Source organism: Streptomyces sp. NPDC048637, from assembly GCF_040650675.1.
Lineage (GTDB): Bacteria > Actinomycetota > Actinomycetes > Streptomycetales > Streptomycetaceae > Streptomyces.
Genome location: NZ_JBEZHQ010000050.1, coordinates 21,748 through 37,019 on the forward strand (window position 1 = coordinate 21,748; position 15,272 = coordinate 37,019).

The 15,272-nt window shown below is 72.8% G+C and carries 12 protein-coding genes; 6 read left to right on the plus strand and 6 right to left on the minus strand.

Annotated features, from left to right (window positions below):
- Positions 1-163 precede the first annotated feature (163 nt).
- Positions 164-811: a pyridoxamine 5'-phosphate oxidase family protein gene (locus tag AB0C46_RS36545; RefSeq protein WP_362833357.1), complete on the plus strand. Its 648-nt coding sequence runs from the start codon at positions 164-166 to the stop codon at positions 809-811.
- A gap of 215 nt (positions 812-1,026) precedes the next feature.
- Here AB0C46_RS36545 and AB0C46_RS36550 read toward each other — a convergent pair whose 3' ends face one another.
- Both AB0C46_RS36550 and dnaE read right to left on the minus strand, forming a co-directional pair.
- Positions 1,027-2,124, minus strand: coding sequence for a hypothetical protein (locus tag AB0C46_RS36550; protein ID WP_362833359.1), 1,098 nt, complete (start codon positions 2,122-2,124; stop codon positions 1,027-1,029).
- Entirely contained in the window at positions 2,121-5,747 is a 3,627-nt protein-coding gene (gene dnaE, locus AB0C46_RS36555; RefSeq protein ID WP_362833360.1) for a DNA polymerase III subunit alpha, read from the minus strand. The genes AB0C46_RS36550 and dnaE overlap by 4 nt, the downstream gene beginning before the upstream one ends.
- A 238-nt stretch (positions 5,748-5,985) precedes the next feature.
- On the opposite strand from dnaE, the gene AB0C46_RS36560 reads away from it, so the two are divergent.
- Both AB0C46_RS36560 and AB0C46_RS36565 read left to right on the plus strand, forming a co-directional pair.
- A complete protein-coding gene (locus AB0C46_RS36560; RefSeq protein ID WP_362833362.1) occupies positions 5,986-7,020 on the plus strand; it encodes a DUF3533 domain-containing protein in 1,035 nt (344 codons plus the stop codon).
- Positions 7,017-7,340 carry a nuclear transport factor 2 family protein gene (locus tag AB0C46_RS36565; protein ID WP_362833364.1) on the plus strand — a complete coding sequence of 108 codons (324 nt, stop codon included), beginning with the start codon at positions 7,017-7,019 and terminating at the stop codon, positions 7,338-7,340. Before AB0C46_RS36560 ends, AB0C46_RS36565 begins: the two co-directional genes overlap by 4 nt.
- Positions 7,341-7,441: 101 nt before the next feature.
- Here the strand turns inward: AB0C46_RS36565 and AB0C46_RS36570 are convergent, their stop codons facing one another.
- Entirely contained in the window at positions 7,442-8,212 is a 771-nt protein-coding gene (locus AB0C46_RS36570; protein WP_362833366.1) for an SDR family oxidoreductase, read from the minus strand.
- Between the two features lie 108 nt (positions 8,213-8,320).
- Between AB0C46_RS36570 and AB0C46_RS36575 the strand changes: the two genes are divergently transcribed.
- The 3 genes from AB0C46_RS36575 (at position 8,321) to AB0C46_RS36585 (ending at position 10,859) form a co-directional block, all read left to right on the plus strand.
- A complete protein-coding gene (locus tag AB0C46_RS36575) occupies positions 8,321-9,112 on the plus strand; it encodes a TetR family transcriptional regulator (protein ID WP_362833368.1) in 792 nt (263 codons plus the stop codon).
- Between the two features lie 369 nt (positions 9,113-9,481).
- On the plus strand, positions 9,482-9,922 hold the full coding sequence (locus tag AB0C46_RS36580) for a subtilase-type protease inhibitor (RefSeq protein ID WP_362833370.1): 441 nt from the start codon (positions 9,482-9,484) through the stop codon (positions 9,920-9,922).
- A gap of 91 nt (positions 9,923-10,013) precedes the next feature.
- The gene (locus AB0C46_RS36585; protein ID WP_362833371.1) at positions 10,014-10,859 is read left to right on the plus strand and encodes a metallophosphoesterase family protein; all 846 of its coding nucleotides are present in this window, start codon (positions 10,014-10,016) and stop codon (positions 10,857-10,859) included.
- A 92-nt stretch (positions 10,860-10,951) separates the two neighbouring features.
- Here the strand turns inward: AB0C46_RS36585 and AB0C46_RS36590 are convergent, their stop codons facing one another.
- The 3 genes from AB0C46_RS36590 to AB0C46_RS36600 form a co-directional block, all read right to left on the minus strand.
- Positions 10,952-12,028, minus strand: coding sequence for a S1 family peptidase (locus AB0C46_RS36590; protein WP_362833373.1), 1,077 nt, complete (start codon positions 12,026-12,028; stop codon positions 10,952-10,954).
- A 467-nt stretch (positions 12,029-12,495) separates the two neighbouring features.
- Positions 12,496-13,419: a slipin family protein gene (locus AB0C46_RS36595; RefSeq protein ID WP_362833374.1), complete on the minus strand. Its 924-nt coding sequence runs from the start codon at positions 13,417-13,419 to the stop codon at positions 12,496-12,498.
- A gap of 229 nt (positions 13,420-13,648) precedes the next feature.
- Positions 13,649-14,557 carry a S1 family peptidase gene (locus AB0C46_RS36600; protein WP_362833375.1) on the minus strand — a complete coding sequence of 303 codons (909 nt, stop codon included), beginning with the start codon at positions 14,555-14,557 and terminating at the stop codon, positions 13,649-13,651.
- Between the last annotated feature and the right edge of the window lie 715 nt (positions 14,558-15,272).

A 15,272-nucleotide genomic window follows, 5' to 3' on the forward strand; every position in this document is an offset into this window, starting at 1 on the left:
TGACGGTGAAGGAAGCGACACACAACCCTCACCGGACACCCTGGGTGCGGCGCACCGTTTCTGTGCCTGTGTGTCACCCCGCACGTCACTGCCGGGTCCGATGTCAGAGCCGTCCCGTAAAGTCGGAAACGGCTTGACGAGGGACATGGCATGAGGGGGCACGATGGAAACGGCCGGTACGGCGGATCTGACCGGGATCGTGGAGATCTCATCGGAGGCGGAGCTGCGCGAGCTGATCGGTGAGCCCAGCTCCCATGCGGCGAACAAGACCCGTCACCGCCTGCACGACCTCGACCGCCGGTGGCTGGCCCGCTCACCGTTCTGCGTGATAGCCACCGCGGACGCGCAGGGCCGGTGCGATGCCTCACCCAAGGGCGACCCCGCGGGCTTCACCCATGTCCTGGACGACACCACCCTCGTGATCCCGGACCGCCCCGGCAACAAGCGCATGGACGGCTGGATGAACGTCCTCGCCAATCCGCATGTGGGGCTGAACTACCTCCTCCCGGGCCGCGGTGACACCCTGCGCATCAACGGCCGCGCCCGGCTGCTGCGCGACGCTCCGTTCTTCGACGCGCTGACCGTCAAGGGCCACCGCCCGCGGCTGGCGCTCCTGGTGGAGGTCGAGGAGGTCTTCTACCACTGCTCCAAGGCGTTCCTGCGCTCGGAGCTGTGGCAGCCGGAGACCTGGCAGCCGGACGCGCTGCCCTCACGGGCCCGGATCGTCAAAGGCCTAGAGGTCCCGGACATGCCTCTGGAGGAGCTGGAGCAGCACTACGGCCCCCAGTATGCGGAGCGGCTCTACGGCTGAGACCCGGGGCGCCGGCGCGGGCCGACCGGGCCTGATCCGGGCCGGACCGGACTGATCCGGGCCGATGCGGGCCGGACTGATCCACGCTGTTCCCGGCCGGACTGTTCCGTGCTGATCCGGACTGATCCGGGCCGATCCCGGCCGGACTGATCCGGGCCGATCCCGGCCGGACTGATCCGGCCTGATCCCGGCCGGACTGATCCGGAAGGCAGGCCCTAAGGCCGGTTGGCTCCGGGGCCGAGGGGCTTCGTGCCCGGGGGTGGCGGGGTCCGGCCGAGGGTCGCCGCGGGCCGTACGCTCCCGGTCCCGAAGCGTGCCCTGGCCCGGTCGACGGCGGCCTCGATGCGGTGCGCCTTGTCGTCGGACGGGTCGAAGGTCAGCTGCCGTGCGGCGCGTTCGGCGCGGCACAGATCCTCCGCGCGCAGCGCCACGGACCGTACCCGTGCCCGCTGCAGCCCGAGCGCCGTGTGCAGCGCATAGGCCGCCTCGGTCAGCGCGGGCCCGTGCGCGGTCGGCCCGTCCAGCCGCCGGGTGCGGGTGGTGGTGGAGCGGTCGGCATAGCGGACGGTGAGGGTGAGCGCGCGGGCCACCTGCCCGCTCGCGCGCATCCGGGCCCCGAGGTCGTCGGCGAGCGAGAGCAGTGCGCGGCGGCGCCTGGCCGGGTCCAACTCGTCGTGGACAAAGCGGTGTTCGGTACCCATCGAGCGGGCCGCCGCGTTGGGCGTCACCGGCGTCGGGTCGATACCGCGGGCCCGCTCGTACACGATCCGGCCCGTCCTGGCGCCGAGGATCCGCTGCAGAGTCGCGGGCGGTGCGGCGGCGATCCGGCCGACGCTGTCGAGCCCGTACGCACACAGGGCGCGGGCGGCCGCCGGGCCGACGCCGTGCAGCGCCGAGGCCGGCCGGCGGTCGAGGAACGCGGCGACGGTTCCGGCGTCACCGGGGACGGCCCGGATCTCCCCGGGTGCCGCCCCCTGGGCCGCCATCCGGGCGAGCAGCGGGTTGACGCCGATCCCGATCGTGCACCGTACGCCGTGCCAGGCCAGGGCGCGCAGCCGCACCAGTTCGGCGATGCCCGCCGCGTCCCGGTCGAAGTAGCGCAGCGCACCGCGTACATCCGCCAGCGCGGCGTCCGGCGGCAGCGCCTCGACCGCCGGGGTGAACTGCCCCAGCAGGCCCAGCAGTTGCTCGTAACACCCGGCGCTCACGGGGGTACCGCCGGTGGTCCGGAACCGCACATGGAGCATGCTCGGCTGCCGCGGGGCACCGGGGGGATCCGGCGGGGCGGCGGGCTGTCCCGGCGCGGGGGTCATCCCGCACTCCCCGGGCTGGAGTGCCACAACTTGCGTCCGGTGGCGGCACGTTCACCGGGAGGCTGAAGGTCGGCCCACGGGTGCAGCTCGTAGCCGGTCTCCAGCCGGATGGTGCGGCCCGGGGCGGCGGCCGGCTCGGGCTCCCGGTCCGTCCCGGACTCCTCGCCGGGCCCCTGGCCCGGTTCCGCCGCCGGCGCGTCCGGCTCCGCCTCCGGGGTGCCCGCCCCGGCCGTCCCCGGGTCCGGCACCGCCGCGAGCCGGGCGGCGACCGCCTCCAGCCCGCCCTCGCGGCGCAGTTCGGCCAGCTCGGCGAGGTTCCAGGCGGCGGCACCGACCACGCTGAAGCTGCGCGGACCGCGCCGCTGGACCGTACCGCGCACCAGCAGCAGCCAGGAGTGGAAGACCGTGTGGGCACAGGCCGCATGGCTGTCGTCGAAGAAGGCGCAGTCGACCAGCCCCGTGCTGTCGTCCAGGGTGGTGAAGATGACCCGGCGGCCGGAGCGGATCGGCGGTGTCTGGGTGGCCGCCTTGGCCCCGGCGACCAGCACCGTCTCGCCGTGCCGGGCGCTGCGCAGCAGCCGGGCCGGCAGCGCGCCCAGCTCCGCGAGGAACTCCCGGTGGTCGGCCATCAGATGACGGGAGGCGTCCATGCCGAGGACGCCCAGCTCGGCGCTGAGCCGTTCGACCTCGCTGAGGTCGGGCAGCCCGGCCGGCTCGACCGGATCGACCGGTTCCGTGCCCGCACCGTCGAGGGTCCGGCCGGGCAGTGTCAGCTGGCCGCCGGGCGCCCGCCGTCCGTGGTGGTGCAGCTCGGCGATGTACAGCAGCAGGTCCCGCCGGTTCGCCCCGAAGGCGTCCAGCGCGCCCACCCGGGCGAGGCGTTCGGCCACCGGACGGTCCGGCCTGGCCCGCTGCCACAGGTCCTGCAGCGAGTGATAGGGCTGCCCGGCCTCGATCCGCTGCGCCTCGGCCTCGCTCATCCCGTGCACATCGCAGAACGCGAGCCGCAGCCCCCAGACCGCGGAGCGGTCCCCCGCACCGTCGCCGCGGGAGCCCACGCCGGACACCAGTTCGATTCGATGAGCGAGTGCCGACCGGTTCACATCCAGCGGGAGCACCGGCACCCCACGCCGCCGCGCGTCCGCGAGCAGCAGCCGCTTCGGATACATCCCCGGGTCGTGGGTGAGCAGCCCGGCGTAGAAGGCCGCGGGATGGTGCGCCTTGAGCCAGGCGGACTGGTACGTGGGCACCGCGAAGGCCACCGCGTGCGCCTTGCAGAAGCCGTACGAGCCGAAGGCCTCGACGATCTCCCAGGTGCGCGCGATCACTTCGGGCGCGTATCCGCGCCGCTCGGCGCACTGCGCGAACCAGGCGCGCACCCGGCCCTGCAGCTCCGGATGCGACAGCGCGCGCCGCTTCTCGTCGCCCTCGTCCCGCCCGCAGCCCGTCATGATCCGCAGCAGCTCGATGATCTGCTCGTGGAACACCACCACCCCGTAGGTCTCGCGCAGCGGCTCCTCCAGGTCGGGGTGCGGATAGCGGACCGCCCTGCGGCCGTGCCGGGCCTCGATGAAGGGCCGCACCATATCGGCGGCGACCGGCCCGGGACGGAAGAGGGAGATGTCGACGACCAGGTCATGGAAGGTGGCGGGCTGCAGCCGCCCGACCAGGTCGCGCTGGCCCGGCGACTCGATCTGGAAGCAGCCGAGCGTCTCGGTCGAGCGGATCAGGTCGTAGGTGGCGGGGTCCCCGGGCGGCACCTGTGCGGGGTCGTCGAGATCGATCCGGCGCCCCGTGGCCCGGCCGATCTCGGCGACCGCATGCGCCATCGCGGACTGCATCCGCACGCCCAGCACATCGAGCTTGAGCAGCCCCAGGTCCTCCACGTCCTCCTTGTCGAACTGGGACATGGCGATGGGGGCACCTCCCATGCCCTTAAGGCGATGGGGGACCTCGCCGCTGGTGGGCACGACAGGCGTACGGTCCAGCAGCGTGGCGTCGGAGAGCAGCACCCCGCACGGGTGCATGGCGATGCCGCGCGGCAGCGCGTCCAGCGCCTCGACCAGCGGCCACAGCTGCTCGCCACCGGCCTCCCGCACCCCGCGCAGCTCCGGCAGCTCGGCCAGCGCCGCCCGCGCGTCCCGGGCGCGGATGTGCGGGAAGGCCTTGGCCAGCCGGTCCACCTGCGCCGGGTCCATGCCCAGGGCGGCACCCACATCCCGTACGGCGTGCCGGACGCGATAGGTCTCGGGCATCGAGACGGTGGCGACCCGCTCCGCGCCGAACCGGTCGAAGATCGCGCGGTAGACCTCCAGCCGGCGCGCGGACTCGACGTCGATGTCGATGTCCGGCAGCGCCGCCCGCCGCTCGGACAGAAAGCGCTCCATCAGCAGCCCGTGCTCGACCGGATCGGCGTGCGCGATCCCCAGGAGGTGGTTGACCAGGGACCCGGCGCCGGACCCGCGGGCCGCCACCCGGACACCCATCTCCCGTATGTCGTCCACGACTTGAGCGACCGTCAGGAAGTACGAGGGGTAGCCGAGCCGTTCGATCGTACGCAGCTCGTCGTGCAGCCGCGTCCAGCGTTCACGGTCGTGGTCGTAGCCGCGCAGCACCATCCCGGCGGCGCAGCGCGAGCGCAGCACCCGGGCGGCGGTGCGGTGGCCCGCGCCGACCAGCCGCGGCTCGGGGAAGTGGATACGGCCGAGTCCGATGTCGTCCTGCGGGTCGACCAGGCACTCCCCGGCGGTCTCCTCGGTCATGGCGAGCAGCCGGTGGGCCAGGCCGCGCCGGAAACCGGCCGCTTCGGCGATCCGCTCGGCGGTGTGGCTCATCGTGGCGCCGTCCTTGAGCCAGCGCTCCCCGCTGTCCCGGGCCTCGGGCCGGTGCCGGTCCACCGGCACCAGACGGCGGGCAGAGTCCAGGACGTCGGCGACCGGGCCCTGGCCGGGGTCGGCATAGCGGACCGCGTTGGTCAGGACCGCGTGGACGCCCTGGTCGACGGCGAAGCCGAGGGTACGGGCGGCCAGCCGCGGGGAGCCCGGGCCGCTGCCGGGCCGGCCGTGGTCGACGACCTCCAGGCGCAGCGCCTCGCCGTACAGCTCGCGCCAGGGGGCGAGGAGCCTGGCGGCGCGGTCCGGGCGGCCGGCGGCCAGCGCCCGGCCGACCTCGGAGTCCGGTCCGAGCAGCACGGCCAGTCCGTCCGTGGCGGATTCCAGGGCGCTCCACGGGAGGACGGGCTGCTCCCCCTGTCCGGCGTGGGCGGCCGAGACCAGACGGCACAGGGCGGCCCAGCCGGCCGCTCCGTCGCGGGCCAGGAAGACGGCGCGGGCAGCGGACTCGTCGAGGAAGGCGCCACCGCGCACCGGGGTGCGGCGGCGGGCGGTGGGGGTGGGCGCCGACTCGCGCTCCGCCACGGCGAGTTCGCTGCCGAACAGGGGGCGGACACCGGCTTCGGCCGCGGCCTTGGCGAACCGTACGGCCCCGGAGAGCCCGTCCCGGTCGGTCAGTGCGAGGGCGTCCATGCCGCGCTCGGCGGCGCGCTCGGCGAGCCGCTCCGGATGGGAGGCGCCGTAGCGCAGGGAGAACCCCGAAGCGGTGTGCAGATGCGTGAACCCGGGCATCCGCACCTCCTGCACCTCATCCGCCCCCCGGCTGACCCTGTGTCCCCCGTTCCTCCTCTCCACCATAACCCGCGCATCGAACATTCGTACGAACACATGCCGGAGGGCCGCTCGCCGATCCACCGATCAGCCCCACCGATCTGCACACCTCCGCCACCAACCGGAAGATGTGGGAACACCGGGAGATGTAGGAACAAAAGCACCGGACCGGCAGCCGAAGTGCGGCGAGGAGCGAGTCATGGCCACGACGGACGACGGCACCCGCACCACCTTCCTCGGGGAGGTGAAGAGCGCGGTGACGCCCCATGCCTCGCTGCTGGTGCTCGGCGTCCTGGGGCTGATGATCGCGTTCATCACGTCGTACACCGGCGCCTTCCACCACCCCGAGCCGACCGATATGCCGCTCGGCGTCGTCGCCCCCGCGCAGACCAGGGGGCAGCTGGTGGGCAAACTGGACCGGCTGCCCGGCTCTCCCCTGGACCCACGCGCGCTGCCCTCCGAACGGGCCGCCCGGCAGCAGATCGCGGACCGGACGATCGACGGCGCACTGATCGTCAGCCCGCATGGCAGCACCGACCGGCTGCTGGTCGCCAGTGGCGGCGGCGCCTCCCTCGCCCAGGCGGTCGAACTGGTCGTCCGCTCGGCCGAGAAGGCCGAACACCGCACCGTACGCACGGTCGAGGTGACCCCCGCCTCCCCGGGCGACAGCCGCAGCCTGTCGTCCTTCTACCTCGTCGTCGGCTGGTGCGTCGGCGGCTATCTGTGTGCCGCGATCCTCGCGATCAGCGCCGGGGCGCGCCCCTCGAACGGACACCGGGCGGTCATCCGGCTGGCCGCGCTCGCGGTGTACGCCATCGCCGCCGGGCTGGCCGGCGCGATCGTCGTCGGGCCGGTGCTCGGCGCGCTGCCCGGCACCTTCTTCGGGCTGTGGGGGCTGGGCGCCCTGGTCGTCTTCGCGGTGGGCGCCACCACCCTGGCCTGCCAGGCCCTGCTGGGCATCCTCGGCATCGGCCTGGCGATCCTGCTGATCGTCATCCTCGGCAATCCGAGCGCGGGCGGCGCCTACCCCTATCCGCTGCTGCCCCCGTTCTGGCGCGCCATCGGCCCCGCCCTCCCACCGGGCGCGGGCACCTGGGCGGCACGCTCCCTCGCCTACTTCCACGGCAACGCGATCACCGGCCCGGTCCTGGTGCTCGCCGCCTGGGCGGTGGGCGGCACCCTGCTCACCCTGACTCTTTCGATCTTCCGCAAGAAGGGCGAGACCCCCTCATGACCCTCCCCGCCAACCGGCTCTCCGACCCCGCGGTACGTGCCCTGGTCACGGCCCTCAACCACCACGACGAGCAGGCGTTCTACGACGCCCTCACCCCCGGCGCCACGATGTCCGACAACGGGTCCGACCGGGATCTGCGCGAATGGTGCGGGCGGGAGATCTTCGCCACCCGCGGACACCTGGAGGTGCGGTCCGAGTCGGACGACGGCCGGTCCCTCGTGGCGGACTACCGCAACGACACCTGGGGCGAAATGCGGACACACTGGCGGTTCACCGTGGAGGACGGGAAGGTGAGCCGCTTCGAAACCGGGCAGGCGTGAGGCCGTCCACGCCGGACGCCATGGCGCCTGACCACCCGCGCCCGGCCGGGCGCACCGGGTGGGGGTACGCCCGGCCGGGCATGCCCCCACCCGCCCCTGGCTCACATATGCGTGCCGCCGTCGATCCGGACCTCCGTACCGGTGATGAACGCGCCGTCGTACGAGGCGAGCATCGCGATGACCCCGGCGACCGTCTCCGGGCCGGCGAAGCCTTCCCCGATGGCCGGAAAGAGCTTGGTGAACAGGGTCATATCGGCGTCCTCGGGCAGCCCCGGAACCGGGCCGTCGGTCATACCGCTGGCGATGGAGCCCGGCGCCACACACACCGCGCGCAGTCCCCGCTTGCTGTACTCGCTCGCGATGGCATGCGTCATGGACTGGATGCCGCCCTTGCTCGCCGCGTACGCCGACATGTACGGGTGCGCGAACGAGGCCGACGTGGAGCTGAAGTTGACCACGACCGGCGCCTCGCCCTCCAGGAGGGCGGGCAGCGCCTCCCGGACCATCAGGAAAGTGCCGGTCAGATTGACCGAGATGACCTGGTTGAAGAGGTCCAGCCCGGTCTCGTGGGTGTGTGCGGCGCGCAGCATGCCGGCCGCGTTGACCAGGACGTCCAGACCGCCGAGGCCGGCCACCGCGGCGGCGACCCCCGCACGGACCGCCGCCTCGTCGGCCACGTCCAGCACCACGGTCTCCAGCCGGCCGTCGGTCCCCTCCGCGGCGGCCCGGTCGGCGGTGATCCGCAGTCCCGCGGCGTCGATGTCCGCGGCCACCACCCGGCCGCCCTCGGCGAGGATCCGGTGGGCGGTGGCCTGGCCGATGCCCGAGCCGGCTCCGGTGATCAGCGCGCGGCGTCCGTCAAAGCGGTTCATGGTCCAGCTCCGTTCTTGAGGCACCCGGGCACGCTAACGCGCATATGGCACGTCGTGCCACTCTCGCGTGACATGCCGATATGTCACAGCGCTCCGTAAACTGGCGCCATGCCGACCGCACCCCGCCCCACTCCGCCGCCCCGCCCCTCGCTCACCGCGCGGCGGAAGGCCGAGACCCAGCTGGAGATCGCCCGTACCGCGGCGGCCCTGTTCGCGGAGCGCGGCGCCGCCGTCACCGCCGACGAGATCGCACGCGCCTCAGGGGTCGCGCTGCGCACCTTCTACCGCTACTTCCGCACCAAAGAGGACGCGGTGGCGCCGCTGCTCGCCGCCGGAGTGCGGCAGTGGCTCGACGATCTGGCCACGCCGCCGGCGGCCCCGGACGCCCTCCCCGTACGCGAGGTGCTGGAGCGGACGGCCCTCCGGGCGCTGACCCCTGCCGACGAGCCGGCCGCCGAGGCGCTGCGCTGGACCCGCGGGCTGCTGCGGGCGATGCCGGGCGATCCGGCGCTGCGCGCGGTCTGGCATCGGGTGCACCACGACTCCGAGGAGGCACTGCGGCCGGTCCTGGCACGGCTGACCGGCGCGAGCCCGTCGGCGGCGCGGCTGGCCGCGGCCGCCGCGAACACCGCGATGCGGGTCGCGGTGGAGGAGTGGGCGGCGGGCGACGGGGCACCGGACGGACCGCAGGGGCCCGCCGCGCTGGTGGTGCGGACCATGCGGGCCCTGACGGCGGGCCTGCCGGAACTGGACGGGGCGAACGGGGCAAACAGCGTGAACGGGGCGAACGGGCGGGGCGGCGAGCAGAAGCCGGGTCGGCGCGGCGGCGGGGAGGGTCGCGGCAGCGGGCGGGCGGAGCCGGTGCAGGAGGGCTCCGCGACGGGCACACCGGGCCGGTAAGGCGACCGGCGGGCGGCCGGTTCTTACCTCTCCGGGCGCCCCGGGCAGCACGGAGGGCCCCTCCGGCCCCCCTCTTCGGCCAATCGCCGGAGATCGAAACCCGCCCGAACGACCGGTCGGCGGCCGGATCCCTTCGTTCCGTGGCCGAGTGGCCCTTGCCCGGGGCATACCGGGGGCGACATCCCCGCTGGCCGCGCACAGCGTCGCCCCGGCCGCCCCGCACCACCCCCGGCCGGTTCGCGCCATTACTCTCAGCTTTCACCTAACGACTCAAAGCGATCGCTCCTTGCCCACTCGGGATGCTTTCGGGGTGCGGTTGGGCCAGACTCCCGTCCGGTATCTGCACCTTCGAGCAAGGGAGTGTTCGTCATGCGGTACATCACTGGGGCGGTTGCGCTGGGCGCGGCGCTGGTTCTGGGCACGCTCGCCACCACCGCGCACGCCGTCGCCGCACCGGCGCAGCCCACGCGGACCGGCGGGCTCTACGCCTCGTCGGAACTGGTGCTGACGACCGGCCAGGGCGATAGCCGCGCAACCGCCACGGTGCAGCGCGCCGTGACGCTCAGCTGTATGCCGGGGGCGCGGGGCAGCCACCCGAACCCGAAAGCCGCCTGCGCCCAACTGCGCGCGGTGGCCGGTGACTTCAACGCGGTGACCGCCGCCACGTCGGACCGGCTGTGCACCAAGGAGTGGAACCCCTTCGTGGTCACCGCCGACGGCGTGTGGCAGGGCAAGCGGGTCTCGTACACCTACACCTTCGCCAACTCCTGCGCGATGACCGACGGCATCGGCTCGGTCTTCGACTTCTGACCGGACCACTGGTTCAGATCCCCGGGCGCCGGACGGCGGTGCCCGGGGATCTCGCGTGCGGTGGGCCGTTGACCGGCCCTACGGTCGGCGCATGAACGCTCTCGACACCGGCACCGACACCGGCACCGACGCCGGCCCGAACTCCGTACGCCCGCCCGGCGCGGGCGTCGCCGTGCTCTCCGACATCCACGCCGTACTGCCGGCACTGGAGGCGGTGCTCTCCGAACCGGACGTCCGCGCCGCCGACCGCATCGTGCTGACCGGTGATCTGCTCGCCGGGCCGCTCCCCCGCCAGACCCTGGAGCGGCTGCGCGGCCTCGGCGACCGGGCGGTGTGGATCAGGGGCAACGCCGACCGCGAGATGGCCGCCGCCCGGCCGGGGACGGGGGACGAACCGGCGGATCCGATGGACGCCTGGGCGGCTGGTCAACTCGGCCCGGACGACCTGGACTTCCTGGGGTCGCTGCCCGCCACCGCGACGCTGGAGGTGGCCGGGCTGGGTCCGGTCCTCTTCTGTCACGCCACCCCGCGCAACGACACCGAGATCGCACTCGTCGACTCCCGTCCCGAGCGCTGGGCGGAGGTGCTGGAGGGGGTGCCCGATGCCGTACGGACGGTGGTCTGCGGGCACACCCATATGCCGTTCGTCCGGTTCACCCACGGGCGGCTGGTGGTCAATCCGGGGAGCGTCGGAATGCCGTACGGCAGACCGGGCGCCCACTGGGCGCTGCTGGGGCCGGGCGGCGGAGCGGTCACACTGCGGCATACGGCCTTCGATCACGAGGCGGCCTGTGCCCGGATCGCCCGGGAGTCGGACTCTCCGTCGGCGGCCGCATGGGCGGATACCTATGTCCGGGCCCGGCATTCGGCCGAGGAGGCACTGGCCGCGTTCGGGCCGGGCGACGGCCGGCAGGCGGCCCCGGGCACGGGCGGCTGAGCACCGTGGGACGGCGCCGGGGCCCCGGACCGCGAGCGGGCCCGGGACCCGGCACCGTACGCCGGGCTGCGCGGGGCGTACCTGCGGGTCGGTCAGCCGATTTCCGCGCCGTAGGCCTTCAGGGCCTCCGTGACCGGCTGGAAGAAGGTTTCGCCGCCGCCGGAGCAGTCGCCGCTGCCACCGGAGGTGAGGCCGAGCGCGGCCTCCCCGTCGAAGAGCGCGCCACCGCTGTCACCGGGCTCGGCGCAGACGTCGGTCTGGATCAGACCCTCGACCGTGCCCTCCTGGTAGTTGACGCTGGCGTTCAGCGCCTTGACCGTGCCGTCGTGCACCTGGGTGGTGCTGCCGCTGCGCTGCACCTTCTCACCGACGGTGGCCTCCGCGGCCTTGGTGATCTTCTGGGTGCTGCCGTTGTAGAGGTCGACCTCGCTCGGGTGCGGGGTGTCGCCGGTGTACTTGGCGAGCGAGTAGTCGTCACCGGGGAACTTGGAGTCCTCGGTGGTGGCGATCGCCGAGCCGCCCTGCTTGTCGGACCAGCTCTTGATCTCGTTGCCGCAGTGGCCGGCGGTCAGGAAGTGCGGCTGACCGTCCTTGACGACGTTGAAGCCGAGCGAGCAGCGGGCGCCGCTCCCCCAGATCGCGTCGCCGCCGCCGATGAAGGGTTTGAACTCACCCTTGCTGTGGCGGACCTCGACCTTGTCGCCGAGGCCCTCGGCGACCTTGGTGAGCCGGTCCAGCTTGGTGCCCTTGACCGTACGGTCGGCGGTCACCACGACCTTGTTGGTCTTCGGGTCGATGCCCCAGGACGTGCCGGGGATGGTCGCCTTCGACTTCAGCGTCTGCCGGGCCGAGTCGAGCTGGGCGAAGGTGTGCTTGACGAGTCTGGCTTCCGCTCCCTTCGCCCGTACGGCCTTGGCCGCCGCCTTGTTCACGACGTTGACCACCAGCTTCTTGGCCTTGGCGTCATAGAACGCACCGGCGGTGTCCGTCTTGAGCTGGGATGCGAGGGTGTTCGCCGCCGCGGAGGTCAGCTTGGCGAGCGTGGGGGTGGGGGCGGGAGCCGGGGAAGCGTTGGCGTTGGCGAGGGTGACGGTGGCGGTCGCGGCGAGGGCCAGCGCGCCCGCGCCCGCGATGACGGTGCGCCGGTTGGGTATGCGACGGTGCTTCAACTCAGAGCCTCCCGTGGGGGGAAGAGCCCGGAAACTGTGGGGAGTTGCCCGGGCCCGGAGAGTGAGGGATCAGGACTGGCACAGGTCCGCCCCGAGAAGCGGCGTCTCGGGGAGGCGCGTCCATGCCAAGGTGGACCGAGTATTCCCATCCGCCTCACTCGCGCACAAGACCGAGTTCCGGTCTCATATGCGGGAGTTCACCAATTCGCCACACGAAGGTCACACCGACATCCGCGCACCTCGATCCCGAGTGCGGACATCAGCAGGCACGTGGGGCGCTCGGCGGACGGCAACGCGTGAGGACTATAGCTGGCCGGAAAACACCGGCCGGGAACCGCCCCCGGGGCCACAGAAAACGCCGTATGTACCCGCACCAACGGGTACATACGGCGCTCAGCAGGACATCGGGAAGGTAAGGGCACCCCCGCCTCAGGGCCTCATCCGTGAGAGACGTCTACGGGAGACGTCTACGGGAGATCCTCCACCGGCGGGAGGTCCGCCAGCTCCGGCGGCAGCTCGGCCTCCGCACCGTGCTCGACGGCGGTACGCGGCGCGCGGGGCGCCGCCGGGGCGGCCGGCCGCTGAACGCCGTCCCGCTCCGCCTCGGCCGCCGCGGTCTGCGCCTGGGCCTGCAGCCCGGACCGCTCCAGGAACCGCAGCAGCTCGACCGGGAAGGGCAGGACGAGGGTGGAGTTCTTCTCGGCGGCGACCGCGACCACGGTTTGCAGCAGCCGCAGTTGCAGCGCCGCGGGCTGGTCGGACATCGCCAGGGCGGCCTCGGCCAGCTTCTTCGACGCCTGCAGCTCGGCATCGGCGTTGATCACCCGGGCACGCCGGTCACGGGTCGCCTCCGCCTGGCGGGCCATCGACCGCTTCATCGTCTCCGGCAGCGAGACGTCCTTGATCTCCACCCGGTCGACGGTCACCCCCCAGCCGATGGCCGGGCTGTCCATCATCAGCTCCAGGCCCTGGTTGAGCTTCTCGCGGTTCGACAGCAGGTCGTCCAGCTCGCTCTTGCCGATGATCGACCGCAGCGAGGTCTGCGCCATCTGGGAGACCGCGAAGCGGTAGTCCTCGACCCGGATGACCGCGTCGGCGGCGTCCACGACCTTGAAATAGACGACCGCGTCGACCCGCACCGTGACGTTGTCGCGGGTAATGCCCTCCTGGGCGGGCACCGGCATCGTGACGATCTGCATGTTGACCTTGCGCATCCGGTCGACGATCGGAACGATCATGGTGAACCCGGGCTCGCGCACCTGGGAGACCAGCCGCCCCAGCCGCAGCACCACCCCGCGCTCGTACTGCTTGACCACCCGCGCCGCCGCCATGAGATACACCGTGCCCGCGCAGGCCACCGCCACCCCGGCCGTCACCAGTTCTTCGACCATCACGGCTCCCTGAAGATGTGCCGCACGTGTCCGAATCACGCTGCTTACCATGGTATGCCCGGCCTGAAGGGCGGTCGAGGCTCGCTGCGCACACGGCCGGACCCCCGTCCACCGGCGGACGGGGGCCGTCATACCGCCGGAGCCGACTCCGGCGTTCCCTCCAGGGATCCCTCCGTACAGACCCGGGCCGCGCGATCCCGGGTCCGTCCGGACTTCAAGCCGGCCGGCGTCAGTAGACGCTCACGCCGTAGGCGCTCAGCGCTTCGGTGACGGGCTGGAAGAACGTGGTGCCGCCGGAGGTGCAGTCACCGCTGCCGCCGGAGGTGAGGCCGAGCGCCTTGGTCCCGGAGTAGAGGGGACCGCCGCTGTCGCCGGGCTCGGCACAGACCGTGGTCTGGATGAGTCCGGAGACGATGTCGCCGCCGCCGTAGTTGACCGTGGCGTTCAGTGCGGTGACCTTGCCGCTGTGGGTGCCGGTGGTGGAGCCCCGGCGGGTGACCGACTGGCCGACGCTCGGGGTGCCGGCGCTGGTGATGTCCTGGCTGCCGACCGTGCCGGCGTGCGCCACGGAGGAGTTCGTGTACTTCACGATGCCGTAGTCGTTGCCGGGGAAGCTGGAGCCGGCGGTCGGGCCGATGCTCGTGGTGTGCGAGGAGTTGGTGTACCACGGCGGGTTTCCGTCGGTGCAGTGACCGGCCGTCAGGAAGTAGTAGGTGCTGCCGCTGCGGACGTTGAAGCCGAGCGAGCAGCGCCAGCTGGGTGCGTAGACGGCGTCGCCGCCGGAGAGGAACTTGCGGAAGGTGCCCGCGATGCGGTCGATACGGACCGCGTCGGCATTGCTGCCCGCGGCCCGCTCGATCGTGGCGATCTCGGCCCGGGAGACCGTCCGGTCGGCGGTGACGACCAGGGTGCGGGTCGCGCTGTCGACCCGCCATGCGGTGCCCGGGACATCCGCGGCACGTACCGCGTTACCGGCGGCGGTGAGCCGGTCGGCGCTGAACGTCGGTGCGGGGGCGGGGTTCTGTGCGTGGGCGGTGGGGATGGCGATGGCACCGACGGCCACCAGTCCGGACGCCACGGCGATCAGCCGGGCGCGTCTCGCTACGCCGCTGCTGGGGGTGGTGCGCTCGTTCCTCACTGATTCCTCCGAGGGGATCGGGGGCCGCCGGTGGGCAGCCCGTGAGGCGCAGCCGAAGGGCACGCGGGAATCCGCACGTTCATTTTCGACGTGCCCCTGACAAGCGCTGAGCGGAGTGTCGAGCGCACCACCCCCGCAGCGCAAGAGGTCCGCACGGATGTCTCACGCCCGACACAGGGCCGCAATCTCACCACCGCCACAACACTCCGCCCCGGCAGCCGCACTGACGGCTGCCGGGGCGGCGCTGACCCCCTCGGTCGCGGGTTGGACGGATCGGTGGACGATGCGGTTCCGCCGGATCTCCCCGGCCGCCGGCCCGCCGTCCACAGTGAGCCCGTCTACATGCGCCGCCCCACGGACCCCATCGGCACCAGATCCGGGAAGGCGGCGAAACGTGGCGTGAATTATGCGCCCGGCACCCCGACCGGGGGGCGTGAACCACGCCCGGAACGCTGGGTTCCGGCTGCCATGGTCGGACAATCGGCCTGCGCAACTTTCGAGGGAAGCGGGTCCGGTGGACACAGGTCGGAATCCGACGCCGCGTCAACACCCCTCCGATGGGTCAGTCTCCCGATCATCGGGCTATCCCGTGGACCTCCGTCGAGGCCATTGGCATTTGCCCTGGTCCCGTACACGAACCGACCCGGGGGTCCGCCCCGTTATGTCGCCGTCTCCGGCCCCCGTCACCCGATAGAGTACCGACCGTGATGTTCGT

Excerpts from the sequence above, each read along its gene's own strand:
- AB0C46_RS36545 (WP_362833357.1), top strand. The coding sequence starts at position 164 with ATGGAAACGGCCGGTACGGCGGATCTGACCGGGATCGTGGAGATCTCA.
- AB0C46_RS36550 (WP_362833359.1), bottom strand. The coding sequence starts at position 2,124 with ATGACCCCCGCGCCGGGACAGCCCGCCGCCCCGCCGGATCCCCCCGGT.
- dnaE (WP_362833360.1), bottom strand. The coding sequence starts at position 5,747 with ATGCCCGGGTTCACGCATCTGCACACCGCTTCGGGGTTCTCCCTGCGC.
- AB0C46_RS36560 (WP_362833362.1), top strand. The coding sequence starts at position 5,986 with ATGGCCACGACGGACGACGGCACCCGCACCACCTTCCTCGGGGAGGTG.
- AB0C46_RS36565 (WP_362833364.1), top strand. The coding sequence starts at position 7,017 with ATGACCCTCCCCGCCAACCGGCTCTCCGACCCCGCGGTACGTGCCCTG.
- AB0C46_RS36570 (WP_362833366.1), bottom strand. The coding sequence starts at position 8,212 with ATGAACCGCTTTGACGGACGCCGCGCGCTGATCACCGGAGCCGGCTCG.
- AB0C46_RS36575 (WP_362833368.1), top strand. The coding sequence starts at position 8,321 with ATGCCGACCGCACCCCGCCCCACTCCGCCGCCCCGCCCCTCGCTCACC.
- AB0C46_RS36580 (WP_362833370.1), top strand. The coding sequence starts at position 9,482 with ATGCGGTACATCACTGGGGCGGTTGCGCTGGGCGCGGCGCTGGTTCTG.
- AB0C46_RS36585 (WP_362833371.1), top strand. The coding sequence starts at position 10,014 with ATGAACGCTCTCGACACCGGCACCGACACCGGCACCGACGCCGGCCCG.
- AB0C46_RS36595 (WP_362833374.1), bottom strand. The coding sequence starts at position 13,419 with ATGGTCGAAGAACTGGTGACGGCCGGGGTGGCGGTGGCCTGCGCGGGC.